Origin of the sequence: Enterococcus sp. DIV0176 (assembly GCF_050528535.1) — a bacterium.
Lineage (GTDB): Bacteria > Bacillota > Bacilli > Lactobacillales > Enterococcaceae > Enterococcus_B > Enterococcus_B thailandicus.
On the sequence record NZ_CP172879.1, the window covers coordinates 18,437 to 44,857 of the forward strand.

The 26,421-nt window shown below is 33.9% G+C and carries 26 protein-coding genes; 14 read left to right on the top strand and 12 right to left on the bottom strand.

What is annotated here, in order from left to right:
* The first annotated feature begins 202 nt into the window (after positions 1 to 202).
* Positions 203 to 727: an HdeD family acid-resistance protein gene (locus tag IGJ66_RS00080; protein WP_067483636.1), complete on the top strand. Its 525-nt coding sequence runs from the start codon at positions 203 to 205 to the stop codon at positions 725 to 727.
* A 51-nt stretch (positions 728 to 778) separates the two neighbouring features.
* Here the strand turns inward: IGJ66_RS00080 and spxB are convergent, their stop codons facing one another.
* Positions 779 to 2,506: a pyruvate oxidase gene (spxB, locus tag IGJ66_RS00085; RefSeq protein ID WP_071869222.1), complete on the bottom strand. Its 1,728-nt coding sequence runs from the start codon at positions 2,504 to 2,506 to the stop codon at positions 779 to 781.
* A gap of 154 nt (positions 2,507 to 2,660) precedes the next feature.
* Here spxB and IGJ66_RS00090 point away from each other — a divergent pair, with 154 nt between their 5' ends.
* From IGJ66_RS00090 to IGJ66_RS00110, 5 genes are all read left to right on the top strand, one after another.
* Entirely contained in the window at positions 2,661 to 3,479 is an 819-nt protein-coding gene (locus IGJ66_RS00090) for a ZIP family metal transporter (protein ID WP_067483631.1), read from the top strand.
* Positions 3,480 to 3,996: 517 nt separating this feature from the next.
* Complete coding sequence (locus tag IGJ66_RS00095; RefSeq protein ID WP_067483626.1) at positions 3,997 to 4,572, top strand: TMEM175 family protein; 576 nt, start codon at positions 3,997 to 3,999, stop codon at positions 4,570 to 4,572.
* A gap of 364 nt (positions 4,573 to 4,936) precedes the next feature.
* Positions 4,937 to 5,179: a helix-turn-helix domain-containing protein gene (locus IGJ66_RS00100; protein WP_067483624.1), complete on the top strand. Its 243-nt coding sequence runs from the start codon at positions 4,937 to 4,939 to the stop codon at positions 5,177 to 5,179.
* Between the two features lie 276 nt (positions 5,180 to 5,455).
* Complete coding sequence (locus IGJ66_RS00105; protein WP_231885402.1) at positions 5,456 to 5,584, top strand: helix-turn-helix transcriptional regulator; 129 nt, start codon at positions 5,456 to 5,458, stop codon at positions 5,582 to 5,584.
* Positions 5,585 to 5,704: 120 nt separating this feature from the next.
* On the top strand, positions 5,705 to 6,070 hold the full coding sequence (locus IGJ66_RS00110; protein WP_071869221.1) for a hypothetical protein: 366 nt from the start codon (positions 5,705 to 5,707) through the stop codon (positions 6,068 to 6,070).
* A gap of 237 nt (positions 6,071 to 6,307) precedes the next feature.
* On the opposite strand, the gene IGJ66_RS00115 is transcribed toward IGJ66_RS00110, so the two are convergent.
* On the bottom strand, positions 6,308 to 6,919 hold the full coding sequence (locus IGJ66_RS00115; RefSeq protein ID WP_430616665.1) for a hypothetical protein: 612 nt from the start codon (positions 6,917 to 6,919) through the stop codon (positions 6,308 to 6,310).
* A gap of 288 nt (positions 6,920 to 7,207) precedes the next feature.
* On the opposite strand from IGJ66_RS00115, the gene IGJ66_RS00120 reads away from it, so the two are divergent.
* The 4 genes from IGJ66_RS00120 to IGJ66_RS00135 all read left to right on the top strand — a co-directional run bounded on the left by IGJ66_RS00120 (position 7,208) and on the right by IGJ66_RS00135 (position 10,262).
* Positions 7,208 to 7,810, top strand: coding sequence for a response regulator transcription factor (locus IGJ66_RS00120; RefSeq protein WP_270375926.1), 603 nt, complete (start codon positions 7,208 to 7,210; stop codon positions 7,808 to 7,810).
* Positions 7,811 to 7,942: 132 nt separating this feature from the next.
* Positions 7,943 to 8,350, top strand: a complete 408-nt coding sequence (locus IGJ66_RS00125) for an NUDIX hydrolase (RefSeq protein WP_067483616.1) — start codon at positions 7,943 to 7,945, stop codon at positions 8,348 to 8,350.
* Between the two features lie 160 nt (positions 8,351 to 8,510).
* The gene (locus IGJ66_RS00130) at positions 8,511 to 9,581 is read left to right on the top strand and encodes an ABC transporter permease (RefSeq protein WP_067483614.1); all 1,071 of its coding nucleotides are present in this window, start codon (positions 8,511 to 8,513) and stop codon (positions 9,579 to 9,581) included.
* A 9-nt stretch (positions 9,582 to 9,590) separates the two neighbouring features.
* A complete protein-coding gene (locus IGJ66_RS00135; RefSeq protein WP_067483612.1) occupies positions 9,591 to 10,262 on the top strand; it encodes an ABC transporter ATP-binding protein in 672 nt (223 codons plus the stop codon).
* A 223-nt stretch (positions 10,263 to 10,485) separates the two neighbouring features.
* Here IGJ66_RS00135 and IGJ66_RS00140 read toward each other — a convergent pair whose 3' ends face one another.
* From IGJ66_RS00140 to IGJ66_RS00170, 7 genes are all read right to left on the bottom strand, one after another.
* Positions 10,486 to 11,508: an LLM class flavin-dependent oxidoreductase gene (locus IGJ66_RS00140; protein WP_067483610.1), complete on the bottom strand. Its 1,023-nt coding sequence runs from the start codon at positions 11,506 to 11,508 to the stop codon at positions 10,486 to 10,488.
* Between the two features lie 221 nt (positions 11,509 to 11,729).
* Positions 11,730 to 12,467, bottom strand: a complete 738-nt coding sequence (locus IGJ66_RS00145) for a class I SAM-dependent methyltransferase (protein ID WP_271026979.1) — start codon at positions 12,465 to 12,467, stop codon at positions 11,730 to 11,732.
* A 503-nt stretch (positions 12,468 to 12,970) separates the two neighbouring features.
* Positions 12,971 to 14,173, bottom strand: coding sequence for a tyrosine-type recombinase/integrase (locus IGJ66_RS00150; protein ID WP_033592534.1), 1,203 nt, complete (start codon positions 14,171 to 14,173; stop codon positions 12,971 to 12,973).
* A gap of 2 nt (positions 14,174 to 14,175) precedes the next feature.
* Positions 14,176 to 14,370 (bottom strand): DUF3173 domain-containing protein, encoded by a 195-nt coding sequence (locus IGJ66_RS00155; RefSeq protein WP_033592536.1) that lies wholly within the window; start codon positions 14,368 to 14,370, stop codon positions 14,176 to 14,178.
* Positions 14,371 to 14,416: 46 nt separating this feature from the next.
* Entirely contained in the window at positions 14,417 to 15,259 is an 843-nt protein-coding gene (locus IGJ66_RS00160) for a rolling circle replication-associated protein (RefSeq protein WP_067483606.1), read from the bottom strand.
* A 169-nt stretch (positions 15,260 to 15,428) separates the two neighbouring features.
* A complete protein-coding gene (locus tag IGJ66_RS00165; RefSeq protein ID WP_033592540.1) occupies positions 15,429 to 15,932 on the bottom strand; it encodes a hypothetical protein in 504 nt (167 codons plus the stop codon).
* A complete protein-coding gene (locus IGJ66_RS00170) occupies positions 15,929 to 16,258 on the bottom strand; it encodes a hypothetical protein (protein ID WP_067483604.1) in 330 nt (109 codons plus the stop codon). The genes IGJ66_RS00165 and IGJ66_RS00170 overlap by 4 nt, the downstream gene beginning before the upstream one ends.
* Positions 16,259 to 16,441: 183 nt before the next feature.
* On the opposite strand from IGJ66_RS00170, the gene IGJ66_RS00175 reads away from it, so the two are divergent.
* The gene (locus tag IGJ66_RS00175) at positions 16,442 to 17,272 is read left to right on the top strand and encodes a helix-turn-helix domain-containing protein (RefSeq protein ID WP_430616666.1); all 831 of its coding nucleotides are present in this window, start codon (positions 16,442 to 16,444) and stop codon (positions 17,270 to 17,272) included.
* A 98-nt stretch (positions 17,273 to 17,370) separates the two neighbouring features.
* Here the strand turns inward: IGJ66_RS00175 and IGJ66_RS00180 are convergent, their stop codons facing one another.
* Positions 17,371 to 17,679, bottom strand: a complete 309-nt coding sequence (locus IGJ66_RS00180; protein WP_430616667.1) for a hypothetical protein — start codon at positions 17,677 to 17,679, stop codon at positions 17,371 to 17,373.
* 105 nt (positions 17,680 to 17,784) lie between these two features.
* On the opposite strand from IGJ66_RS00180, the gene IGJ66_RS00185 reads away from it, so the two are divergent.
* Together IGJ66_RS00185 and IGJ66_RS00190 are read left to right on the top strand one after the other, a co-directional pair.
* Entirely contained in the window at positions 17,785 to 18,015 is a 231-nt protein-coding gene (locus IGJ66_RS00185; RefSeq protein WP_067483600.1) for a helix-turn-helix domain-containing protein, read from the top strand.
* Between the two features lie 22 nt (positions 18,016 to 18,037).
* Entirely contained in the window at positions 18,038 to 22,585 is a 4,548-nt protein-coding gene (locus tag IGJ66_RS00190; protein ID WP_430616668.1) for a hypothetical protein, read from the top strand.
* Positions 22,586 to 22,920: 335 nt separating this feature from the next.
* Here the strand turns inward: IGJ66_RS00190 and guaA are convergent, their stop codons facing one another.
* Together guaA and coaA are read right to left on the bottom strand one after the other, a co-directional pair.
* Positions 22,921 to 24,486 carry a glutamine-hydrolyzing GMP synthase gene (gene guaA / locus IGJ66_RS00195; protein ID WP_270346033.1) on the bottom strand — a complete coding sequence of 522 codons (1,566 nt, stop codon included), beginning with the start codon at positions 24,484 to 24,486 and terminating at the stop codon, positions 22,921 to 22,923.
* Between the two features lie 57 nt (positions 24,487 to 24,543).
* A complete protein-coding gene (coaA, locus tag IGJ66_RS00200) occupies positions 24,544 to 25,467 on the bottom strand; it encodes a type I pantothenate kinase (protein WP_067483584.1) in 924 nt (307 codons plus the stop codon).
* Between the two features lie 250 nt (positions 25,468 to 25,717).
* On the opposite strand from coaA, the gene IGJ66_RS00205 reads away from it, so the two are divergent.
* On the top strand, positions 25,718 to 26,323 hold the full coding sequence (locus IGJ66_RS00205; RefSeq protein ID WP_067483583.1) for a class I SAM-dependent methyltransferase: 606 nt from the start codon (positions 25,718 to 25,720) through the stop codon (positions 26,321 to 26,323).
* Positions 26,324 to 26,421 lie beyond the last annotated feature (98 nt).

Sequence of the window (26,421 nt, forward strand, 5' to 3'; positions counted from 1 at the left end):
TAGTTTTGACGAATTTGAGTCTTATAGAATTATAAAGGGGAAAGGTAAAAGTTTCAAGGTAATACCAATTTTAATTGTGTTTCACGTGGAACGTAAAAAAATTGATCAAAAATTTTTTTGTCAGATAGACAGCATAAATTTTGACGTATATCGAAAGAGTGTTTAGTATTAGTTATGTAAATAAAAGAAAGAAGGTATGAAAATGAATGAAAATAGAAGATCGGTTGATTGGGGCTCCTTGCTGTTAGGGGTTTTGTTTGTGATTGTATCGCTATTATCATTTCAAGATCCTGTCGGAAATTTAGTGGCTATTGTTATGGTGTTTGCAGTGTTTGCTTTTTTAAAGGGAATTTTTGAAATTATTGGACGTAATCGATTGAAAGAGTTAACTGGTTATAAAGCAAAAATGCCTTTAGTAGTTGGGATTATTGATATTTTAATTGGGATTTTTTTCCTGTTTAATGTAAATGCAGGTGTGATGGCTTTACCATTTGTATTTGCTGTTTGGTTCATCATTGATTCGATATTTGCTTTATTTGTTACTGATTTGGCAAAAAATATTAGTACAGGATATTATTGGTTTACAGTTATTATCAATATTTTAGGAATCTTCTTAGGAATTGTGTTACTATTTAACCCAATTTCTTCAGCATTGACTTTGAGTTTTTTAGTTGGTTTTTACTTCATGATGTTTGGAATCACTCATATTGTTTATGCATTTAGATAATAAATGAAAAAATAGCGTATGCTTTTTGAGCATACGCTATTTTTTATAGTTTTATAGATTTTCGTAAATTTCATGAAGGACGGGCATGTCGTGTACTTCGTATTTTTGTTTAAAACTTTCAATTTCTTCAGCTGAATAGAGACGAGGATCCAAATGTAAATCTTCAACTGGTAGTGGACGTTTGTCTGAAATTTTGACATCAATGACGACTGGACGAGTTGATTTTGCTGCAGCATCAAATGCAGGGCGCAATTGTGAAAATTCAGTGATTGTGAAACCATCAGCACCTAGCGCTTCCCCTACTTTTCCGAAGTCAGCACCTTCCAAAAAGACACCAAATTTATTTTGTTCAGAATCTTCTTGCTCAGCTTCGATAAAACCAAAGGATTCATTTGAAAAAACAACATTGATAATAGGTAATTGATATTTTACTTGAGTAATAATATCTTGCATGACCATTGCAAAGCCACCATCACCACTAAGTGTAAAAACTTGTTGTTCAGGATAACTTAATTTTGCAGCAAGCCCGGCCGGAACAGCGTAACCCATCGTGGCAAACCAACCAGATGTTGTATGTTTTTGTTGACCATTTAAATCTAATAAACGAATAGATTGGATTGTGGTATTACCGACATCTGTTACAAAAATAGCTGATTCTTCTGCAATACGATTGATTTCATTGTACACAGCTTCGGGACGGATTGGCTTATCAGCTTTAGTTGCGAACGATTGAAGCCAATTTACCCAATTTTCTTTATTTTTTTGGTTAGCAAGCAACCAGTTATCTGAAGGTCGTGCTTCTCCAAGTTCAACCAACGTTTGCAATGTTGTGACGGCATCACCTAAAATGGCTAGCGAAGTTTGGTGCCGACGACCAAATTTTGAAGCATCAATGTCTACTTGGACAAATTTTGCATCAGGATTAAAGAAGTATTGGGCGAAAGGAAAATCACTTCCTACGAAGAAAATTAAATCTGCTTCAGCCAAAGCTTCGTTTGCAGGCTTGGTAGCAACACGACCAGCAAAACCAAGAAAATTAGGATAGCTATCTGGAACAATACCTTTTCCTAAAACAGAAGAAACAACAGGCATTGAAAAATGTTCTGAGAAAGCTTTGATCTGTTCAAATCCTCCACGAGTTCCTTGCCCAATATAAAGCACAGGCTTTTTCGCTTCGCTGATGTATGGTAAAGCTTTGATTACTTCATCTTTTTTTGGTAATAAAACATTATTTTGATAGGTGGAGGCTGTACTGAATTCTTGTTCTTCAATAGTTGCATAACCAAAATCAACAGGAATAGTTACCACAGCTACACCATTGTATTTGTAAGCAGCTTTAATTGCTTCATCAGCTACATGAGGGAGACTTTCTGGTGTCATTACTGTTCGGTTATAAACACTAACATCAGCAAACATAGGGTTTTCATTTAATTCTTGGAAAGCATTATAATTCATTGCACTTGAAGCGACTTGTCCAAGAAAGGCGACTACTGGTACATGATCCATTTGTGCGTCGTACAGTCCGTTGATTAAGTGTGTTGCCCCAGGACCAGCTGAGCCAAATACAGCCCCAACTTTACCAGTTAGTTTAGCGTCAGCTGCAGCTGCTAGTGCACCTACCTCTTCGTGACGAACTTGAATATATTTAATAGAGTGTTTTTCTTGATATAAAGCATCCATGATGGAATTAAAGGAACCACCAGGGATACCATAGATATGATCAATGCCCCAACTTTCTAAAACTTTGACCATAGCTACGCCTGAATTAATTGTTGACATATGATGTATCACTCCTTTTGCTTTGTTAGACACAGTATAACTCTTTCTTTGTTTTGTCCCAACTAATTCGTTTTTTCACATAATAAGTCGTGATAGGTGTCGAAAAACTCTTTTTTTTAGTATGATGAATAAGTAAATGAGAAAGGAGAAATCAATGGTTACCTGGTTATTAGGATTGGATTCATGGCAACAAGCATTAGTCGGAACAGGATTCACTTATTTTATGACAGCGCTAGGCGCAGCACTTGTATTTTTCTTTAAAGAGATTAAGAAAGAGTTATTGAATTTGATGTTGGGATTTGCTTCGGGGATAATGATTGCTGCTAGTTTTTGGTCATTGTTAGATCCAGCAATTTCAAAAGCAGAAGAAAATGGCGACATTGCCTGGTTGGTCGTAAGTATTGGATTTGGTTTAGGTGGCGTTTTTCTTTACATAGCAGATAAGACGTTGCCTCACATGCACTTTGGTCCAAAACATGAAGTAGAAGGGTTTCAAACACATTTGAAACGAACAATTTTATTGGTTTTTTCGATTACACTACACAATATTCCAGAGGGATTGGCAGTAGGGGTGGCATTTGGCGCAGCAGCCAATGCTAGTGATCCTAAGGCAGCAACGTTGGCGGCCATTTCGGTTGCTTTAGGAATAGGTATTCAAAACTTCCCCGAAGGTGCAGCAGTATCGATTCCATTGAGACAAGAAGGATTAAGTCGAAGAAAAGCGTTCTGGTATGGGCAGGCTTCAGGTGTGGTTGAACCAATAGCAGGTGTGCTAGGTGCACTGCTTGTAACGAAAGTATCACTATTGTTGCCTTATGCATTGGCTTTTGCCGCAGGCGCGATGATTTACGTTGTTGTAGAAGAGTTAATTCCAGAGGCACAACAAACATTATCAAGCAGACGACACTTTGCTGTATTTGGTGTCATGCTTGGATTTATGATTATGATGATTTTAGATGTAGCATTAGGATAAAATGAATGTAACGGCAGTTTTGCTCAAAGAAACAACCAGAGAAAATTTTTCTCTGGTTGTTTTCTGTTAAATAATGAATCATAAAATTGCAGCATTTTTAGTGATTGCTCGAAAGGGTCCTGTAAGCTATAGCCATTTTTTTCGTGCAATAACTAGTAGTATCGTCTATTGTTACCGGACGTTCCTGTAATCAATCGAACTAGCCAAATAGCAATAGCCAATGGGATAAGTAATTTGATTGCAAACCACAAGAATCCGCTTAATAAACCAACAAAAAGACTGATGATAGAGCTAGCGATGATTAGAAAAAGAATTAACAAGAATACTTTTCCAAGTATATTTTTTTGTCCCATGAACTATTCCCTCATTTCATATGTTTTTTTCTATATAGAAAGTTTAACAAATTTTTACTTTTTTCACGTCCAACTAAAGACTGATTATTTCATCAGACTTCAGATGATTATCTTTTGCTTTTTTTGAATGTTTCCATATAAAATAAGCGAAAGGAGAGAAAATTATGACAAAGAATCGTTTAGAAGCATTTACAGATGCAGTTATTGCAATTATTATGACCATCTTAGTTTTAGAATTACATCAGCCTGGTTCGGATACGTGGTCGGCGTTGATTGGACTCGAACATAAAATTTTAATTTATGTTATCAGTTTCTTTACACTGGTTATTTATTGGAATAACCACCATCATTTGTTTTTAGTGGTCAAAAAAATCAACGGACAGGTATTGTGGCGAAATAGTATCTTTATTTTTTCTTTATCGTTATTCCCTTTTGCGACTGCTTGGATCAGTGAATACATAAATAGTCTCGTGCCTGAGCTTATTTATGGTTTAGTCACATTGTTTGCTAATGTTACCTATTATTTTTTAGCGAGAGAACTTGCTAAAGTAAATAAAAAAGAAAGCATCGTGAAAGAACTGTTGATTGACTATCGGAAATCTTATCTATCTATTGGACTGAATATTTTAGGGTTATTATTGGGGTGGTTAGTCGCTCCTATTGCAGTTTTGATCGTGAATGTATTGATATTATTGATGTGGATTATTCCAATAAAAAAAGTGGAACAGTATTTTCGATGAAAAGAAAGGTGTGGGACAATAGTCTTACACCTTTCTTTTGTGGATTAAATAAAAGAACCAGAGTTTTCCACAGTGGATAACTCTGGAAGAATGACAAAATTCAGAAGTAAATATGCGTTATTTGTAAATGATTGAATAACGTTTCTTTACAGCATACAAGTGATAGACAGTTGGCAACAAGAGAATAAATAAGGGGATATATCAGCATTTCGCATACCATTAGGGGGTATTTAGATTGAGGATTAAACTAAGGTACTAAACACTAGAAAGGCTTAGTTGAAAGGGTACCAGGCTAGTAGAGAGGAGGGAACTGTTTTCTTATATTGAGATAGATGAGTTACAATAAACAAAAAGGAAGAAAATAATGAATAATTTACGTAAATTACGATTAGAACACCAATTAACCATTCGAGAGTTAGCTGATATTTTAGTTTGTGACTTCTCTTTGTATTCAAAATATGAACGTGATGAGCGGAGTATTCCGATTAAATATTTGGTCATATTATCAGATTTTTATGATACGAATAGTGATTTCTTACTGGGACGAACAGATTATCCTAAAAAACTTCCATCGTCTAAAGAACCATCTGAATATGATCGTACATAGAATTATTGATAAAATATAGCCAACCAAAATTTGATATATCAAATTTTGGTTGAGACGAGATAAGAAGAAAGTCAAAAATAGATAAAACAAAATAATAGTTTGATTTTTTATTTTTCATCAAATAGTGGAGAATTTTTATTAGATGTGTTGTTCCTTGAATGTTAAGTGGTGTAGAAATGACTTATAGTGGAAGTAAGTAATGATTCAACTGTTCGCTGAGTCAAAAAAGTGAGCGCAACAAAGCGTACATTGCCAAACTATTCTTCAAGGAGTACATTGATAGTAGAAATAGGAAAGAAAATAAAAGAATTAAGACAATCAAAAGAAATGACGCAAAAAGAATTAGCAGAAATCTTGAATGTCACACCTCAAGCAGTATCTAAGTTGGAGCAAAACGTTAAGTAATCCGTATCTTCAAATACGTTTAAGACTTAGTCGTTAGATGTTTCCGTTACTGATACTTCAGGTAATACTAAGCAGACACTTTTTGATTCTCTTTTTTCAAAAATGAAAAGGGGTAAGCAGATGGAAAATTCTCAAAACACGAATATAGAGCAAGTTTCAACTGATACAAAAGTCCTGATTTTTGATTTAAGTGGTAGTTTTATGAGTGATAAAGGCTTGTTACAGACACAAATTTTGAATAGTAAATTACAGTCACTAATGAATAAAAGTGGAAAAAAAGTCATAGTAGACACCTATGAATCTAGTCAAATAAATAAGTACGGAGAACAAGCAGATGTTATTCTATTGACACCGTCATTTAGTTTTGCGCAAAAAGACATTGAAAAACAATTTCCTAAAATTCCTGTGATTGAAATATCAAAGAGAGACTATGGTTTGCTGAATATTGAAAATATTTATCAAGAGATTCTCAACGTAGTTAAATAGAAAACAACTAAGTAAAAGAAAAGGCAGCCTTTGAGTAAACGACTCAGAGGCTGCTCTTTTTGCGAAGGGTTAGATCAGAGATGCAATACAATAAATAGTAAATTTACTAAAAGATAAATGACAAGCAGTGCTCTGCTTAACACCGTTTCTCTCTTTTTTTTGATTTTTAAGTGGTAGTAGGTTCCAAATGTCATCAGACAAATAAGAAACATTAGATACTTCGTTAGTAACATAAAATTACAACTTTTTGATTGGACTTTGAGTCGTTGTCTTTAAATTAGCAATTGGGAACTCATCGGTAAGAGTAATTCGGATTCCTCCTTTAGCTGAGCCAACACTAATCCATTTTTTCCTATCATTGTTACCATCTCTAAATCTTGATGCTAGAATGGTAGCTCCTACTAGTCCAATAAGAGCCCCCGCAGGTCCACCGGCAAGGGCACCACCTAATGTGCCATTTACTTGTAATAATGTTGCACTCGCACCTAGATTATCACGTAAACTTACCATAGCTGTTTTATTAGAAGCGAAAGCATTGTATCCACCGGAGAAAAATACTTCTGAAAAGGAGGCTCTACCATTGATATATACAGTAGATTCTGCATTATCATATTTATTGATTAAATAAAGAAGTTGATCTCTAGTCAAATCGAGTGTACCAGACTGGCGTAGTTGACTAGCCCGTAGATTATTAAACTCTTGCTCAAATCCAATCCATTGTTTATTCGATTCTCTAGTTATTGAATAGCTGTCTATGCTAGTTTCTGTTGCATATGTAGTAGTAATAGGTGACAAAATTATTGATGAAAAACTGAAACACATAACCATTGTAATTATCATTTTTTTCATTTAAACGTCCCTCGTTCTTTAACAACTAATTTTATGCTGATAAATAGGCCCAATTATCTACCAAGTTGGGTGGTGTTCTTTTTTATTATTAACTAAAAAAATGTTTATTTCATCCGTAAAAAATGTATCTTTTTTTCTCTATTTACGTATGCCATGTATTGAAGCGTGATAAAATATGACGTATTAAATGATTCTAAGGGGAGGGATGGGCAGCGAGACCAACTAATTTTTTGAACCACATTTTTGAAAAAGTGCACTGAGAGAAAAAGAGATATTGAGGTGTAAATAATGAAAGTAATTTTATTTGATGATCAAGAGTTATTTTCAAAAGGAGTAGAGGAAGTTCTTACACAAGAAGTCGCTAGTTTTCGTACATTTCCCACTTCTAGTAATATTATAGCCACAGTACATAGAGAGAACCCAGATGTTGTTTTGATGGACATCCATATGGAAGGAAAGGATGGATTTGAAGAAGGAAAGAAGCTAGTAGAATCAAATTCAGAATCGAAAGTGGTTTTTTTAACAGAGTATCCATTTAATCAATGCTATGAAGAAATGATTAGTATCGGTGCAGCTGCTGTTATTTCTAAGAGAAGCTCCAGAGAAGATTTTATTACAAAATTAAGGCTAGTTATAAAAGGGAACAGAATTTTTCCCAAGAAAGAACTTATGGTGGAAAGCTTAACTGCTAAAGAAAACAAAATCTTACAAATGATTACGGATGGCAAGACGCAAAAAGAAGTCGCTATTCAGTTGTACATGAGTCAAAGGACAATATCCACGCATATGCAACATATCTTAAATAAATTAGGTGTTCATTCTACCGTGTCAGCAGTTGTTAAAGCGCTTGAGCTAGGTGTTGTGAAAATTAAATCAGAAAAAAATCAGTAATAGTATTTTACCATCCGTTTTTGTTGTTACTTTTAAATATTTTTGAGAACCTAAATTCGAATAACAAATCTGATATACTAAAATATGGAAGCGGAAACAAATTATTGCTATAACTCAAAAGGGACTGATTTTATGAAGAAAGTTTTTTCTCGCGTATTTATTAAAGACACTGCTGGGGATTTTTTAATAATTAGAGATAGAGCAGATGTTTGGAATTTTCCAGGTGGTAAAAAAGAAATTGGCGAAACCACAATGGAATGTGCTATCCGTGAAGTATATGAGGAAACTGCCTTACGAATTTCTCAAGTAGAAGAAGTTTATCAAGCGGACTTCCTTTTTGAAGGGGTGGAATGGGAAGGACATTTCTATTTTGCTCATCAGGTTTCGGGGCGTCCAACATTAAATGAGCCTAATAAAATTAAAGGTGTACAATTTATTTCTGAGCTAAGTTCTGTTGAATTTTCTCCTAGTTTAGCTTCGTTATTTCGATGGCTTTCTAAACAAGATGATTTAAAGACAGAACATACAATTTGGTGTTAAAAAAGACGCAGTTACTTTATGTTTAACTTTTTAAGGATGTTATCCTCCTGACTGCATAGTCAGGTTTTTTTATTTTTATAGTAAATAAGTCACTCTATTTTTATCTTAGAAGAAAAGATGGTACGCTTGTTTTACTCGATAGAAGGCAAGGAGGAGCGACATGTTTTTAGCAATAAACGAAATCAGGTATTCAAAGTTAAGATATGCTTTGGTAATTGGAGTTATGTTTTTGATTGCTTATCTAGTATTTTTTTTAACAGGATTAGCATATGGATTAGCTCAGGACAATCGGACAGCAATAGATAATTGGCAAGCAGACGATATATTATTAGCAGATGAAGCTAATAATAATTTAAATATGTCGATGATTCCATTAACGAAATTTGAGGAGGTCAAGGCAGAAGAAAAGGCCTACCTAACACAGACTGCGGGTGTGATACAGAAAGAAAAAGGGAAAGAAAAAATTGATGTTACTTTTTTTGGAATTAATCAAGATCAATTTTTAGCTCCAAAAATCAGTGATGGGAGAATGTTCCATTCCGATGATGAAACAGTTGCGGATAGTAGTGTAAAAGAGCAGTATGAGCTGAGTTTAGGTGACACAGTTCAACTTGCGGGCAGTGATAAAAAATTAAAAATTGTAGGATTCACGAAGAATGCAAAGTTTAGTGTTGCCCCAGTTTTGTATACAACAGTGGGGGCTTATCAAGAAATTCGTTTTGAAACACAGGGCAGTCAAACTAGTGAAAAAACGAGAGTCAATGCGATTGTTACGAGAGGAAACGTAAGTAAAATTCCAGACGATCTAAAAAAAATAAGTATTAAGACATTCATAAATGATTTGCCTGGATATAGCGCACAAGTCCTAACTTTTGGCTTTATGATTGGCTTTTTAATTGTGATTGCTGCTATTGTGATTGGGATCTTTATCTATGTTTTGACTATGCAAAAAGCGGATGTTTTTGGTGTCATGAAAGCACAAGGAATTTCTAGTCGATACATTGCTAATTCAGTGATTGTTCAGACTTTTTTACTTGCAATTATCGGGGTGGCAACGGGATTAGTGGGAACGTTGGGGACAAGTTTACTGTTACCTGAAGCTGTGCCATTTCAAGTAAATCTTCTGTTCTTTTTAAGTATCAGTATTTTGATGATTGTGATAGCAGTTTTGGGTGCTTTGTTCTCTGTCAGAACAATTGTGAAAATTGATCCATTAAAAGCTATCGGATAGGAGAAAATAATGAAAGCAATTGAATTTAAACAAGTAAAAAAATCATTTAAAGATGGTGATTCTGTTATTGAGGCTTTAAAGGAAACGAATTTTTCAGTTGAAAAAGGAGAATTTGTGGCAATTATTGGCCCTTCTGGTTCTGGCAAAAGTACACTCTTAACAATTGCTGGGGGGCTACAGGCTCCTTCTGCTGGGCAAGTGCTGATTAACGATCGACCGTTTAGTGAAGAAAAAGAAAAGCAACGTGCAGCTTTACGCTTTAAAGAAATTGGATTTATCTTACAGGCATCTAATTTGGTTCCTTTTTTAACTGTAAAAAAACAATTAAAATTGGTCGATAAAGTTAGTAAAGAAAACCGACTAGATAATGGGATTAAGTTGTTAGAACAGTTAGGCGTAGGTAAGTTGCTTGATAAATATCCTGAAGAATTATCAGGAGGAGAGCGTCAGCGTGTAGCAATTGCACGTGCATTGTACCATGACCCAACAATTATTTTGGCAGATGAACCAACAGCAAGTCTTGACTCAGAGAAAGCTTATGAAGTAGTAAAAATATTAGCTGAAGAAACCAAAGAAAAACAAAAAGCAACGATTATGGTGACTCATGATACTCGTTTGATTGAACATTGTGATCGCGTGTTGGTGATGAAAGATGGTCAACTAACAGAGCAGAAGGAGTAATTAATTCCCGAATGCTAACAAAAGCTTGTTTTTAAAATAGAAAGAGCCTAGGAATCATTTTTCCTAGGCTCTTTCTATTTTTTAGTTACGAAGAGAGATCTGTTGAGTAAATTTCAGCAAAATAACGTACATACGCATAAAATAGGGAAGGCTACTTGGTATTTATTATTATTTATACAATTGAAATTCTCGAACAAAAGATACGCTCAACTCTTCAAATTTTTTAACGCCAACCCAAATCAGGGGCGACATCTTTTACAATGGATTCAAGCAAATGAACGTTGTATTCAACTCCCAGAGTGTTTGGAATAGTTACAAGAACAGTATCCGCTTCTTTGATTGCTTCGTCTTCCGCTAATTCTTTTACGATTTGATCTGGCTCGCCAGCAAACGTTTTACCAAAAATTGTTGGATTTTGATGATAAGCTAAGAAACCAACTTGATCGTATTTAGAATCATCATTTCCACCAAATAAACGACGATCTAAGTCACTTGTAATTGGCTGAATGGAACGAGTAACGAGCGTTCTTGGTTCAAAATCATGACCCGCTTCTTTCCAAGCTTCTTTGTATGCACGTAGTTGTTTTGCTTGTTGAACGTGGAAAGGTTCATTTGATTCGTTATTAACAAGTGTTGATGATTGAAGATTCATTCCGTGTTTAGCCGCCCAAATGGCTGTTTCTTGTGAGCCTGCTCCCCACCAAATCCGTTTTTCTAAACCTTCTGAATAAGGTTCAATACGCAATTTTCCTGGTGCTTGTGGGAACATTGGCATTGGATTTGGTTCAGCAAAACGTTCACCTTTCAATAACTCTAAAAATTCAAGTGTTCGTTCACGTGTAACTTCTTTGATTTCTTCTTCGCTGTAATCATAACCAAAGTATTTCCAACCATCGAGAACTTGTTCAGGTGAACCACGACCGACGCCTAATTGCACTCGTCCTTGGGTAATGATATCTGTTAATCCAGCATTTTCTGCCATGTAGTAAGGATTTTCGTAACGCATGTCGATTAATCCTGTTCCAATCTCGATTTTACTTGTTTGTGCACCAATTGCAGAAAGTAGTGGGAATGGTGAGCCAATTTGTGGTGCAAAATGATGGACGCGGAACCAAGCACCATCAATGCCGAGTTTTTCTGCTTCGACAGCTAGCTCAATTGATTGTAGATAAGCATCTTGAGCGGTTTTTACTAAAGAACCTTGATCCATCCAATGACCGAAACTTAAAAAGCCAATGTTTTTCATAATTGAAATCCTCCTTAACCTTGAATAATTTCACTTACTTTTAATAAGTTGAATTTATTCTACTACTTTTTATTTTAAAAGGCGAATAATTGTTCCGGCTGTGATTCTCAAATGAAAAGAAGCGATTCTCCCTAGTATTTACTTTACAGTGAAAAAGGAAAAAGTCAGCCTTTAATTAGCTGACTTTTGATAATCTATAGTAAAAAATAAAAGTAAGAAATTTATTTGATTTTTTTAGCAGAAACCAGTAGCATCATTGGACGTCTTAATTCATCTTTCATTCCGGGAACACTATCCAATAAATGTTTGTCTGGTATTGGTTCTACAATTGCGGTAATGCTCAATCCATGTTTGATTAATGTATTTAAATAAGTTGTCAGTGTTTTATGGTATTTGGTGACAGTTTCTCCCAAAAATACTGCTTTACGCTGATTTTCCAGAAAATAATTGTCAACAGGCCAATGATCAGGTGTCCCATCTTCGTTATAGATCCAGTCTTGATTCCCATATGCGGTAAAAACAGGGTGTTCTACCGAAAATATGAACTCACCATTTACACGAAGAAAAGAAGAAATTTTTGAGCAAATTCGATCAAAATCAGGGGTATAGTGAAGTGCCAATGAACTGATAATGATGTCGAAACTTTCAGGTTTAAAATCTAAGTCTTCCATTGCAATCTGTTGATACTCAATATTGGCAAGGTGTGTTCGTTCGCGTGCCCCAGCTAACATTTTTGTTGAAATATCTGTCCCAATTACTTTATCTGCACCGCGTTCTGCAGCGTAGATACAGTGCCAACCAAAACCACAGCCAATATCTAAAACAGTTTTCCCTTGAAAGTCTGGCAGCATTTTTTTTAATTCATGCCATTCGCCAGCAGCACTGAGTCCAGCTACGGATCTTGGAAAATGGCTGTATTTATCAAAAAAGCGATTATTATCGTAAATATTTTCTTTCAATTATGTTCACTCCTAAAATGTAATCAATTGTTGTGTGCTTGCTGTAATTAATCTTCACCCATTCATGCCAAAGGCTCATAATTTTTTTACAATGATAAGGGGTCCTTTTTTACGAATATTTTAAGTAAGCTTACAATAGCAGCAACATTTAGTCCAGAATTTTCAAAGTGAATGTTTGTTTTTCCAAACTGTTTTTATATAGAAAAAGCGGTTTGTTCAATTTTTTCTATTAGCAAGTTTTGCTGTTGCAGAATCCTCAAATAATTATATAAAGATTGAATTACCAGAGCTTAGTAAAAGATGTTAAAAATCAATTTCAGAAATAAAAGAAGCAACTGTGATAAAAGTATGATTATAAAAAAATAAAGAGCCAACAAACATTGATTTAACAATGTTTGTTGGCTCTTTTTATTATTCCCACTCAATATGAGTAGCTTCCTAAAAATGCTGTTATATCAGCATTTTTTCAGTCTATTCTTCATTTAGGTAGGGAAATGGTAGGGTTAGATTTTTACTGCTTGATTCCCGTTAAAGTTTGTTAGATTAGATTTTGTTGCGTAAGTAAATTTGATATTTCCGGTCATTTGTTCGGCAATTCCTTCATCATTACGGCTCCACAGATGAGCATAGTGTTTCAAAGTAATCTCAGGGCTAGAATGACCTAGCCGTTGAGATACGACTAGAATATCTGCATTGAACTCATTAATTAAATAACTGACGTGAGAATGTCGTAACCCCTTTCCTTGAATTATCGGAACTTTAGCTAATTTGGCATAGCGCTGAATAATTCGCTGAACAGTTGAACGATAGAGCGGGAGGTCGGTATAGCTAAGGATAAATTGTTCTACACCATGTTTTTTTTGAACAACTTTCCACTTTTTTAGCACTTCAATTGTATCATCGTCCAAAGAAATGATTCGCAGACCGCTTTCAGTTTTTGTGTAGGGTTTCCGAATAAAATCTTTTTGATTTGTCATTTCCAAGGTGTGATGAACTCTCAATTTTTTACGTTTAAAATCCACGCCATTCCAATTAAGTGCTAATCCCTCGCTCACACGTAGCCCAGTCATGTAATATAGCCAAATCATTACAAAACACATATGTTCGTAGAAATCATCTTTATAGATTTTTGCCAAAACTTTTTCAAATTCTTCTTTTGTCCAGTAGGGAACGATTGATTTTCCTTTTGGAATTGCTTTTGTTCTTTTGGAAATATTTTCTTTCAAAAATTGCAAGGTGACCGCATAGTCTATTGATTTACGAAACATACCATACATAAGTGAGCTGTAAGCTTGTGAGTATCCGCTATCGTTCAATAACCAAATTCGATAATTTTCGCAATCTCGCACATTGATTTCACGAAGTTTTTTATCACCAAATAATTCAGTAATCTGAACTAATCCACACTCACGCGAACTCCAAGTACTTTTTTGTACACTAGCTTTGTAGTGTGGAATGTAAGACTGTTCCATAAATTCTTTGTAAGTTAAATCATAATTCGCAAACCCATTTACAACCATGTATTCATTTTTGATACGCATGACTTCTTTGTGTGCTTCACGAGCTGATGAAAATCGTTTACCTAGAGAGTCTTTTGTTCCTTTCTTCTGAATCCTCTTTCCAGTTATTTGATCTGTTCCTAATTCAACTAGATAGAAAAAGCGACCATTTTTATCTTGATATACACAAGGGTATTTTGTTTTCATAGTTATTCCTCCTGTGAAAGAGGAACACCTATAATTTCTTCAATTACTTGTCGGGGGACAACCCCAACTCTTTTATTATTATAATATGGATATCCCTGAGTTACCATTTTTGTTTTCGCTTGGCGGATTATTGTAGCTGCTTGATGTGTTTTAAATCCAAGCGCTTCTAAATCTTTTCGACAAATTGTATTCTTCATTTTATACACTCACTTTCAAAGAAAACACTAGCATTGAGTAATAGTGTTACTTTCTTATTTTTGTATAATGAACGGTGCTTTCTTGAAAATCCATTACTTGTTCAGGACTTCCAAACTCATTTAAAGCATTGTAAAAAAATGGACGTCTAGCTATATATTCGCTTGTGTAGAGTACGTCTTGGTTCGTGGAATCATAAGGTTTCTTCACTATCTTTTTAGTAACAATTGGTAGTCTGAGATTCCGTGACTTGAAAAAAGCTTTTTTCTTATGCTCTTTCAATTCCAACTCTTTATCGAAATATTTGCTGATATAGCGCCCACGATTTTCGATACTATCCACATCGATCTTGTTGATCCTGACGAAACCGCGACCCCAAATCGTGGTTAAGCGGTCAAAAGAGACAAAAGGAAAGCCAAACAAGATAATATGGTAGTGAATAGCACCGCGTTGTTGCTTTTCCCACGTGGCGAGATACTTCAAATTTGCTTTTTTAGTTTTATAGAGGTCGTAATTCAGTCGTTTGATAAATTTTTTAAATTCATTATTTGCATACTCAATGTCTTGAATGTTTTCTTTGAAAGTGAGGGTTAAAAATTTCGTTTGATTGTCAAAATTCGTGTCTACAAGGCGGGCAATCTCAAATCGCATACTTTGATAATGCTTCTGTTTGCGTTTTAAACTGTCATATTGTCCTTGAGCGGATAGTTCATCATAGTTTTTTCTTTTTTCAATAGTAGTCTCATCTTCATAAAGCCAAGCTAATTGTTGTTTTCGTTCTGAATTTACTTCATTTTCTATCGTTTTACATTTTGGGGTAATGATTGCTTCATAATCATAAATTTCAATATACGTGGGAGTTTCAATGATTTTCTGATTATAAGCTTGCAAAAATCATCACTCCTTGTTGCATATTCAATTGTCAAAGAGCAGTCGATTTTCTCCTGATGTTGTTCTATAAATCAAGTTAAGTAGGAAGAAAGCCTACGCCTTTCTTCCAGAGCAATCATCCATCGTGTGGTTGATTTTCGAGCGGAAAGCGGCTTGAGCTTTGATGGCTCTACCGCTTCCGTCGAAACCACCCGCTGGAAGGCTGCTCTTGGGTGGATAGTGATTCTTCAAGTTGAGCCAAGCGTTGTTCTAATGTTTGATAACTTCTTTCCAATTGTTGGTACTTTTTTGTTAATGCTTGAAATAACACCTCTTTATTTGCCAACTTAACTTCAATTTGATTGATGATTTCAGTTAGTAATTCACTATGATTCATGGTATCTAAATGGTGTTTCTGATCAAAAAATTTTCGTAAAGAAGAGTCTCTACCCAATATAGGGATCAGTTCTATTACTTTTTGAAATTTTTGAATTTCTTCTAGTGAAAACATTCTGGTTTTACGGTGATTGATTGTTCTTTTGGTTTTTGTGTGACTGGCAAAACGAATATAATCATAGTGAAATTGGTAATCGCACTCTTTTTGAATAAAATTTGCCCATTTGTTTAAGGTCGAGAGGGAATTCAGCCCCTCTACTTTTTTAAGCACGTCATGGGCGGTGAAGTACTCAGTCATTTGTTTGGAACTAGTGTGGCTTTATCGGCTGTAGCAGTTAGTCCATAGCTAACAAATTGTCCGTTTACACGACCCCAAGGAGTAATCATAAGATTATCAAATCGAACGATTGCCATACCTTTTTCATCTAATGCTTCTTTCGTGATTACAGGAGCTTCACTTTTAACTTTGACACTGATTTTTTCAAATCGGAGTTTTGGAAGTACACATTCATACGTCCAACCCAACACCTCGCCGTCTTTTTGCCAACGGGAGACCTGGACTACTTGATATTCATTTTCAAGCTTTTCTTTTGGTAAAGTTAAATCATTAATTTTTACTGCCATTTCATATCCCTCGCTTTCTTTTAGTACGTTTTTTAGTACAAATATAGTCTAATGGAGCTAGAAATATTTGTCAATATTTTTTAGTACAAAAATTAGTACAAAAATATTTTACTCTTAGTGCATTATTTGTTATGATTATTTTGATAAAAAATTGGCTTTTAACCATTGAGGAGATTGAGCTTTATGAAACCAAACAAAAAAAAAGTAGGCGAAAGAATTCGAGAAATTAGGACAAATCTAGGCTACAGTATGGACGAATTTGGAAGTTTATTAGGTGATTCTCCACGAAGTTCTGTCAACAATTGGGAAAAAGGGGTCAGTATTCCTAAAAGAGATAAACTAGAAAAAATTGCGATATTAGGGAATATGTTACCAGATCAAATATTGTATGGTCGAGCAGATGAATATTTATATGATTTAATTGATAGCAGTTTCAATGTTAAATTCAGTGATAATATTCTTTATGAAATTTTTGAAAGTGTTCCGCCTGAAAAGCGATCTTATGATGATTTGATGTGGTTAGCCGTTGCAAAATATTTTATTGATAATGGTACATATGGAAAAGTTGTTGGAAAATTCAATTATAGTTCAATGCTAGGTATACCGAACCTTTATACAGGAAGCTATCAAAATGAATTTATTGAACAACGTGAAGATTATAAACAACAAGAAGTTAAATACTATGTATATGCAGATCCGGGAAAAAATATATTACACATTATGCCATTTGTTCTTAATGAGAAGAATATAGAACTGCTTTATGAATGTCCTGAATTATTAGAACAAAAAGCAGATCATGAAGTATTTACTGCAAATTTTGAACAAATTGGGCTTACCTTAAAAGATTCAACTATTATCTATTATGGAATCGATAAACAAAAATTGGAAGCTAAAACTCAGGCCTATAAATATGATGAAGCGGCTGATTTATATAGAGTAACTCAACTACCGGAAACTTTACCAATGTTTGATGATGAAATCCGAAAGCAAATTTCTATTTTAAAAAGTAAATAATTGCATACAAAAAGAAGTCAACAGTGTTTTATAACTGTTGGCTTCTTTGTTTTGCTATTCAGCTTATAAGCTAGACCGGAATAAAACATATTATAAGTCTAAACTTTAACTTTTTCTCTAGTTTTTAACTTTTCAAGTTGTTTCTCTAAACTATCAGTTCGTTGTAGAAAATCATTGAGAAAGATTTTGAATATTTGAGCATTTGCATGATATTTTCGAATGATATTTTTTTTATTAATTGTTTCTTTTTCAAAATCAAAAAATTCGTTTAATACTCCTAGTGTTGATGTCCATGATTGAAGTTGTTCAAGCGTTATTTCTAGCGCATTGATATCTTGTTGAGTAATGGTTTTAATCGGTTGGTTCTTCTTTGTTAGTAATTCTTTATTTTCTTTTTCCGATCTCATAAGGGTTCCTCCTGCTATTTTACAAAAACCATGTCTATACGAACAACAGTCTGAATTTATTATACTATACCATGTTTATATAGACAACACAGGGAGGAAATATAAATGAACGAAAATGAAGGTGGTAGAAAAGTGGAAGTGCTGATCAACGATTTATTAGCAGAACGTCAAATGTCTTTAAGAGAACTCGCAAGATTGTCGGGAATTGAGCCTTCAAATTTAAGCAATTTGGCAAATGGAAAAAGACAAAAAATTTATTTAGAACACATTGAAAGAATTGCGGATGCATTGGAGATTGATGATATATCGAGGATTATCAAATTAACTAAGAAATGACAATCAATAGGGGATGATAAGGGTGCCATATGAAAAAGGTGGAAGAGCAGATAAGGATGGTAACAGATTTGAAATAAGATGGGTAGTATATCAATTGTTACAAATTTTAGAAGAGAAAATTGAATACGTTATTTTAGAAGCACTTGGTGATGATGAAAAAGGAGTAGATATATGGGTTGGGAAAAAAAATGGAATAAAGGAAGGTCAACAATGTAAAGGGAGAAATGGAAGTAAAGAATATTGGGATTATGCGAGTATCAATGCTAAAGGTATCTTCGATCATTGGAAATATCATTTAGATAGAGATGACGCAAATACAGTTTCTCTCATTTCTCCTTTAACCTTTACTTTTTTAGAAGATTTGATTGAAAGAGCAAGGAGTAGTGGTGGAGATCCAGATAATTTTTATTCAGGACAAATACGTACTTCTAGTAAAAAATTCATTAATTTTTTCGATAATTTTTGTAAAGCAATGTCTATAAATAAAGATATAAAGTCAGAACTAGCTAAAGGTATTTCTTATTTAAATAGAATTTTTTATCGACAAACTCCAGATGCTAGTTTAAAAGAAACTATTTTAGATAAAATACGTTATCTTTTAATAGGAAATGAAGAAGAAATATATAATTTATTCATTTCTTGGATAGTTGAAGGTGATATTTTAGGGAAAGAAATTAACTATTCTAATATATATTCATTTCTTGAAAGTAAAAAAATACAATTAAGAAATTTAACTTCGGATAAGCGAATACTACCTAGAATTAAAGAATTAAATGTGGAATATGAAAAAGGATTCTCAAAAATTGATGACACATTGATTATTAGAGATGAATTTTCGCTATGTAGAAGAAGGATAGATGCAGGAGAATCTATTATAATACATGGAAGAGCTGGTCGTGGGAAAAGTGGCTGTACAGTAGATATTATAAATTATTGTCAAGAGAAAGAGATACCCTATTTAGCAATTAAATTAGACAAGCGAATTCCTAAAGGAACTGCTGAAAATTGGGGGAAAGAGATAGGTTTACCCGCATCTATTGCACATTGTATGCATAGTATTTCAAAAAACAAACATGCTGTTATTATTTTAGATCAGTTGGATGCGTTACGTTGGACACAGGCTCATTCTAGGGAGTCACTACTAGTATGTGAACAAATTATAGATCAAGTGCTGAAATTAAATTCTGAAAGAAAGCACAATATTTCTGTTGTTTTTGTTTGTCGCACCTACGATTTGGATAATGATAATAATATTAGTTTATTATTTAGAGAGTCAGATACGGAAGTTAATTCAATTAAATGGAACAAAATACAAATCAATGATTTAAGCGAGGAAATTGTTCGTCCTATTATTGGAGAAAGATATAATCAAATAACGAATAAGTTGAAGGAAGTATTAAAGATACCCAGCAATCTTTATATATGGAAGCAATTAGATCCTAGAAAAAATTATGCCGAATGTTCTTCTACTAGTAACTTAGTATCAGAATGGTGGAATCAAATATCTGAAAAGTGCTCTATTTCAGGGCTTGATGAAATAGAATTAAATAAAATAAAGTCAGAAATAGTAAGTTGGTTAGAAAAAAATGGTAGAATATATTTTCCTTTGAAAGCACTTAATATAAGTAAATCGTATATAGATTTTTTAGCATCAAATTCTTTTTTTGTTATTCAAGGTAATAAAGTATCCTTTGCCCATCAATCTATTTTAGATTGCTTTCTTGCCGATGAATTAGTAAAAAGATATTTTGATGGAGAGAGTATTATAGACCTAATTGGGCCTAAGGATAAACAGACTCCAAGTAAGAGATATCAAATTCAAATGTTTTTAGAAATGCTGTTGGAATATGATAGTTGGGATTTTTTAGAAGTAGGACAAAAAATTTTTGAAACTGATAAAATCAGATATTTTATAAAATTTGTTTTTTTAGAAATATTGAATCAAGTAGAATTTTTAGATGAAAATATACAAAGGTTTATTCTTGATAAATGTGAAGACAAATTATATGAAAAACATTTTACTAGAAGTGTTTTTATGACTAAACCCCAATATGTTAGGTTATTGCAAAAAGAAGGTTTTTTGGATAAATGGTTTGAAGATTCTGAAAGAAAAGAAATAGTATTTAACTTATTAGAAAGCATATCTCCAGAATACAGTTCAGAAGATATATTATTTATTGAAAAGAATGCTTTTAAATCAGAAGAAGATGACAATCGATTTGTAAGGTGTTTCCCATTTGATTTGAATGAAGATACAGATGAGTTATTTGAATTAAGAATGAAATTCTATGAAAAATATCCAGAAAAATCAGAAGCTTATATTGATATAAGAAAAATGATGAAAAATACGGAAATGAGAACTATAAGAATATTGGAATTTTTTCTTAAAAATAAGCTTAATAAACATGAGAAAAGTATCTACAGATATGAAGAAGAATTTCTTGATAGTGTGTCTGAAATAATTATAAGCAATGGCATGGAGATTATTGATTTATTAGTTCCATATATTCCAGCCCAAAAAGATAGGATATTAACTATTGGTGAATGGTCAGGTCGTTATGAGCATAACAATGGGCTGGAAAGATCCTGTATTCAGATTGTAAAAAAAGCAAATGCAAATATTATTTCTTCTGATCCCTCAATATTTTGGGAATATTATCAGAAATTTATGGGACAGGGATTTTATTTATTTAATGAAATTCTTTTAGATGGATTTGTACAATTGCCTAAATCATATAGTGACGTAGTAATAGAATACTTAATTCAGGATTTTGATAATAATATCTTTGTATTAACAGATGGAAGTAAGGGTGAATTAGCACTTGCTAAAAAAGTATTAGTTAAGCATGCTGAGCACTGTAGCCAAGAAATTTTTAGTAAATTAGAGAATAAAATTTTGAAGTATTTTCCTTCGAATGCGAAAGAGCGTTATAAAAGAAGGATTGAATATAATAAAGAAGAAAACGGTATGCGAGTTTATTGGAATTTTTGTGGAGACTTACAAAAGGAACTTTTAGAGGTTTTACCCACTAATCGTATGAGTAATCAAGCTATTGATATGATTAAGGTTTTAAAACGAAAATTTTCTGATGGTACAAATTATTACACACAGCATGGAATTCAATCAGGTAGTGTAGTATCTCCAATTTCTGGGAAAAAACTTGGTGAGAAACAGTGGTTAGCAATTTTAAAAAGTAAAAAGATTAAGGGTCGTGATCGCTCATTTTGGAATGATGATTTTGTAGACAACACTATTAATGGATTTTCTAGTAGTTTTAGAAGTGTAGTATCAGAAGATCCTAAGAGATTCATAGAGTTGGTTATTCATCATAAAGAAGGAATTTTTGTTGAGTATATCGATGCATTGTTTAGTGGAGTTGCTTTTAGTGGGAATATTGAAGAGGTACCAGTTGAGCTTTTAGAAAAACTGATTTTAACTTTTTCATATGATTATACCTCATATAGGGCAAATGATATTTGTGAGATTATAAGTAAAAAAAGTAATAATGTTTGGTCTTCAAGTATCATAGATATTATTGTGGATATAGCAATTAATCATAGAAATCCTGAAATTGGGCAAGTAAATGTAACTACTTATGATGATAAAGAAATGAAAAGTTTTAATATGCTACAAAGTAATTCAATTAATTGTGTAAGAGGTTCTGCTGCTCAAACTATAGGGAGATTGTTGTGGGATCATGAGACTTTATTTGGTTCATTTAAAACAGCGATCGAATCATTAGTCTCCGATCAAAATCCAGCAGTGAAATTAGCATCTTTATATGCTCTATGGCCATCCTATAATATTGATAGAGATTGGGCGTCAGCCCAAATTTTGGATTTGTATGAACAAGATTGTAAATTCGCTGGCTTTTCTGAAACAAAAGATATGCTATTTTATTTATATCCTAAATATCGTGAACGAGTATTATCAATTATTATGAGTTGCTATGAATCAGAAGATAAAGATATTCTTAAAATGGGATCATATTGTCTTTGTGAAATGTATATTCTTCACAATGAATTTGAAAATATATTAGACAATATTGATATTATGAGTGAAGAGCAAGCTAAGTGCATTCTTGAAATGGCAAATCTTTATTTTAATAAGGATGGATTTAATAATATTGCCAAAGAAATAATTTTAAATTTTAAAAATAGTGAATTAGATTTAGAAGTACCGTTCTCGTCTCTTTTCTATAATAATCGTATTGATTTGAATAGAGACAAAGAATTTTTGCTTGAAATAATGGACTCAAATATGAGTGGTAGAACGGTACATGGTTTTGTACGTTATCTAGAACAAGAATCAAAATCAATAATTGATTATAAAGATATTGTTCTCTCAATGAGTTATCAGATAATAGAAAATAGGAATATTAATAATTATGTTTGGGGTATTGACAATGAAATCTCTAAATTAATAATCGGATTATACGATGAAACTTCCGGTTCATCATTAGATGAAATGAAAATAGTAGCAGAGGAATGCCTTAATCTGTGGGATTTAATGTTTGAGAAACAAATTGGTTCTATTAGGAGTTTGAGTCAAAAAATAATGGAAAGATAGTTACAATATCGTTCTGATTCACGCATATTTTTTGGGTACGTCTTTAGGTACGATGGTCTTAAATGTGGTGAAATCCATTAAAACCGTATCTGTTGAAAAGTTGCTCAACCTATTGCTATTAAAAGGTTATCCAACTCCTTCAAAAACTATGTCACAGAATCAGGTCTTAAAAAGTAGAGAACAAAAGAAAAATCCCTTGTCAAACGTTAATCTGACAAGGGATTTTTGGTAGGGAAAATGGTAGGGAACCATATCATTTTTAATGAAAATCAAGCTATTTAGCAACTGAAGAATGTTGATTTATAGGCGTTCCCCATCCATATTATGTTAGCTCTTTATTCCCACTCCACAGTTGCAGGTGGCTTAGAAGTAATATCGTACACGATGCGGTTTACGTGTGCGACTTCATTTACGATGCGAACAGAGATTTTTTGCAAGACATCCCAAGGAATACGAGCAAAGTCAGCTGTCATTCCATCAATCGAAGTAACTGCACGGATACCGACTGTGTAATCATACGTACGGCCATCACCCATAACACCAACTGAACGAATACCAGGTAAGACAGTAAAGTATTGCCAGATGTCACGATCAAGACCAGCTGCTGCGATTTCTTCACGCAAGATAGCATCTGATTCACGAACGATTTCTAATTTGTCTTCGCTGATTTCACCTAAGACACGGATACCAAGACCAGGTCCAGGGAATGGTTGACGCCAAACGATTGAGTCAGGCATTCCAAGTTGAGTTCCTAATTCACGTACTTCGTCTTTGAAGAGTGTATTTAAAGGTTCGATTAATTCGAATTGCATATCTTCAGGTAGTCCACCAACATTATGGTGAGATTTGATTGTTTGAGCTGTTTCAGTACCACTTTCGATAACGTCTGTATAAAGTGTTCCTTGTGCCAAGAAAGAAATACCTTCTTCGCCAGCTAATTTTGTTGCTTCATCATCAAAAACATAAACAAATTCATTACCAATGATTTTGCGCTTTTGTTCAGGATCAGAAACACCTTTTAGTTTGTTTAAGAAACGATCACGTGCATCTACTTTGATGATGTTTAGGCCGAATTTTCCACCTAAGCTTTCCATTACTTGATCTGCTTCATTTTTGCGTAACAAACCATGGTCAACAAAAATTGATGTTAATTGGTCGCCAATCGCTTTTTGTAAAAGGACACCAACAACACTTGAGTCAACTCCGCCAGAAAGGCCAAGCAAGACTTTTTTGTCGCCAACTTGTTCACGGATTTTTTCAACTTGCATATCAATGAAGCTATCCATTGACCAGTTACCTTGGCAATGGCAGACATCGAAGGCAAAGTGACGTAATAATTCGATTCCGTATTCAGAATGACGTACTTCAGCATGGAATTGGATACCATAAAAGTTACGTGTAGTATCTTGAATAGAAGCGATAGGACAGTCTTTGCTTGTACCGACAACTTCAAAACCTTCAGGAACTTTCGTTACTAAGTCGCCATGACTCATCCAAACCGTTTGTTCTTTTGGTGTATCAGTGAATAACACCGCATCATCTGTTGTAACTTCCAATAAGGCTTTTCCGTATTCACGGTTTTTAGCAGGTTCAACTTTCCCACCAAGATTGTACGTAATCAACTGCATTCCGTAACAAATTCCTAATACAGGTATACCTAAATTGAAAATCTCAGGATCAATACTAAAAGCACCTTCGTCATAAACACTGTTTGGTCCACCAGAAAGGATAATTCCTTTTGGATTCATAGCTTTAACTTCTTCTGCAGTAATTCGGTGGCTCAATAATTCAGAAAAGACCCCTAAATCACGGATGCGTCGTGTAATCAATTGATTATACTGGCTACCATAATCTAACACGATAATCTTTTCAACGTTCGTCATATCGGCAACGTTTGTCACATTTATTACCCCTATCCATTTAAATTTATCTCAAAATAGTTTTACTATTTTAAAATGCTAATATTTGCGCATGAAAATCGAATCGATGATATGATTTTCAGTTTTATGGAGAATTATATCTGCTCTACCACGTGTAGGCAAGATATATTCCTCTAAATTTTTCAAATTCACATTTTTCCAGACTTCTTTGGCCATTTGAAAGGCGTCTTCACGATCACCGATTGCAAAACGATAATAATAATTCTCAGGATTTTGAAAAGCTGTGTCTAACAGCGCAGCAAAACGATCGAGATACCATTTTTCAATCAAATCAGGTTCGGCATCAACAAAAACAGAAAAATCAAAAAAGTCACTAACGTAAATTTGTTGGTTAGCTGGGAGTTGTAAGGTATTGATTCCTTCAACGATTAAAATATCTGGTTGCTGGATCACTTCATACTCGTCGGGAATAATATCATAAACATCATGAGAGTAGATAGGAACTTTCAACTCGTCTTTTCCAGACTTTACTTGATTTAAAAAATCAATGAGCATTTCCATGTCATAGCTTTCAGGAAATCCTTTGCGATCCATGATTCCTTTTTCACGCAAGACCTTATTAGGATACAAAAAACCATCAGTCGTAATCAATTGAACGTTTCGTCGTTTTAGCGTACGAGACAAGATTGTTTGCAACAAACGTGCAGTTGTACTTTTTCCAACAGCAACGCTCCCCGCAATGCCAATAATGAAAGGCGACACAGGTACATATTTATGGAGAAAGAGTCCTTTACTTAATGATAAAGATTCAAATTCTTTCATATAAAGATGAATGAGGTGCGTTAAAGGAACATAAATATCTTGAACATCTTGCATCGAGATTCGATCATTCAAGCTTTTGATGCTGTCTAATTCCGCTTGTGTCAGTGGTGCTTGTCCATTACGATAAAATTCTTGCCATTCTTCCCTTGCAATACGATAGTAGTTCATTGGGTCGTTCATAATAGCCTCCTGCGTTCTCTCCCGTCAATGGATTTATTCTAACATAAAATAGTGCTAAACCCTACCTCTTATAAAGGGAATGAGAAGACTTTTTCACGAATTTGAAAACATGGCTTTATCCAATAGGTTCGATTTGCTAAAATCAAAGAAAGAAACGAGTTAAATGAACTGATTTTGAATGGATAGTACTTGTTTGTTTTTGAAGAAAAAGGTAGACTATGTGCAGCATAATAGAAGAAGGATGGAAAAGATGACAGATCATTATTATACAGAGCGTCCCAATGTTGCCCATGACTTTGAGCAATGGTCGTTTGAGTTAAAAGGAAAATTATTTCACTTTGTGACAGATGCCGGGGTATTTTCACGTGAAACGGTAGACTATGGTTCGCGTGTGTTAATCGACGCGTTTGATTGGGAAGAAATTCCAGCTGAAGGAAACGTGTTAGATGTTGGCTGTGGTTATGGACCAATTGGGTTAGCCATTGCGTATGCTAGCCAACGTACGATTGAAATGATTGACATTAATTTACGCGCAGTGGAATTAGCACAAGGAAATGCGAATCGTAATCAACTGGCGAACGTAGACATTCATCAATCAAATATTTACGAAGATGTGCATCAAGAAAAGTACGCAGCGATTATTAGCAATCCGCCTATTCGTGCTGGAAAAAAAGTTGTTCACGAAATTTTGACAGGCGCCTATCCACTTTTAGAAACAGGTGGCACGTTGACAATTGTCATTCAGAAAAAACAGGGCGCACCAAGTGCACAAAAGAAAATGGAAGAAACTTTTGGCAACGCAACAATCGTTACCAAAGACAAAGGTTATTACATTATTAAAAGTGTAAAAGAATAAGTTTGGCCATCAATTTTTATTGCAATAGATATTCGAGTGTGGAATATCTATTGCAATTTTTTTGTTTGCAAAATTATTTTCATTTTAAGAAAGTGCTA

Bases quoted from the DNA above. Each gene is read 5' to 3' on its own strand.
- IGJ66_RS00080 (WP_067483636.1), top strand. From the start codon at position 203: ATGAATGAAAATAGAAGATCGGTTGATTGGGGCTCCTTGCTGTTAGGG.
- spxB (WP_071869222.1), bottom strand. From the start codon at position 2,506: ATGTCAACAATTAATTCAGGCGTAGCTATGGTCAAAGTTTTAGAAAGT.
- IGJ66_RS00090 (WP_067483631.1), top strand. From the start codon at position 2,661: ATGGTTACCTGGTTATTAGGATTGGATTCATGGCAACAAGCATTAGTC.
- IGJ66_RS00095 (WP_067483626.1), top strand. From the start codon at position 3,997: ATGACAAAGAATCGTTTAGAAGCATTTACAGATGCAGTTATTGCAATT.
- IGJ66_RS00100 (WP_067483624.1), top strand. From the start codon at position 4,937: ATGAATAATTTACGTAAATTACGATTAGAACACCAATTAACCATTCGA.
- IGJ66_RS00110 (WP_071869221.1), top strand. From the start codon at position 5,705: ATGGAAAATTCTCAAAACACGAATATAGAGCAAGTTTCAACTGATACA.
- IGJ66_RS00115 (WP_430616665.1), bottom strand. From the start codon at position 6,919: ATGAAAAAAATGATAATTACAATGGTTATGTGTTTCAGTTTTTCATCA.
- IGJ66_RS00120 (WP_270375926.1), top strand. From the start codon at position 7,208: ATGAAAGTAATTTTATTTGATGATCAAGAGTTATTTTCAAAAGGAGTA.
- IGJ66_RS00125 (WP_067483616.1), top strand. From the start codon at position 7,943: ATGAAGAAAGTTTTTTCTCGCGTATTTATTAAAGACACTGCTGGGGAT.
- IGJ66_RS00130 (WP_067483614.1), top strand. From the start codon at position 8,511: ATGTTTTTAGCAATAAACGAAATCAGGTATTCAAAGTTAAGATATGCT.
- IGJ66_RS00135 (WP_067483612.1), top strand. From the start codon at position 9,591: ATGAAAGCAATTGAATTTAAACAAGTAAAAAAATCATTTAAAGATGGT.
- IGJ66_RS00140 (WP_067483610.1), bottom strand. From the start codon at position 11,508: ATGAAAAACATTGGCTTTTTAAGTTTCGGTCATTGGATGGATCAAGGT.
- IGJ66_RS00150 (WP_033592534.1), bottom strand. From the start codon at position 14,173: ATGAAAACAAAATACCCTTGTGTATATCAAGATAAAAATGGTCGCTTT.
- IGJ66_RS00155 (WP_033592536.1), bottom strand. From the start codon at position 14,370: ATGAAGAATACAATTTGTCGAAAAGATTTAGAAGCGCTTGGATTTAAA.
- IGJ66_RS00165 (WP_033592540.1), bottom strand. From the start codon at position 15,932: ATGACTGAGTACTTCACCGCCCATGACGTGCTTAAAAAAGTAGAGGGG.
- IGJ66_RS00170 (WP_067483604.1), bottom strand. From the start codon at position 16,258: ATGGCAGTAAAAATTAATGATTTAACTTTACCAAAAGAAAAGCTTGAA.
- IGJ66_RS00175 (WP_430616666.1), top strand. From the start codon at position 16,442: ATGAAACCAAACAAAAAAAAAGTAGGCGAAAGAATTCGAGAAATTAGG.
- IGJ66_RS00180 (WP_430616667.1), bottom strand. From the start codon at position 17,679: ATGAGATCGGAAAAAGAAAATAAAGAATTACTAACAAAGAAGAACCAA.
- IGJ66_RS00185 (WP_067483600.1), top strand. From the start codon at position 17,785: ATGAACGAAAATGAAGGTGGTAGAAAAGTGGAAGTGCTGATCAACGAT.
- coaA (WP_067483584.1), bottom strand. From the start codon at position 25,467: ATGAACGACCCAATGAACTACTATCGTATTGCAAGGGAAGAATGGCAA.
- IGJ66_RS00205 (WP_067483583.1), top strand. From the start codon at position 25,718: ATGACAGATCATTATTATACAGAGCGTCCCAATGTTGCCCATGACTTT.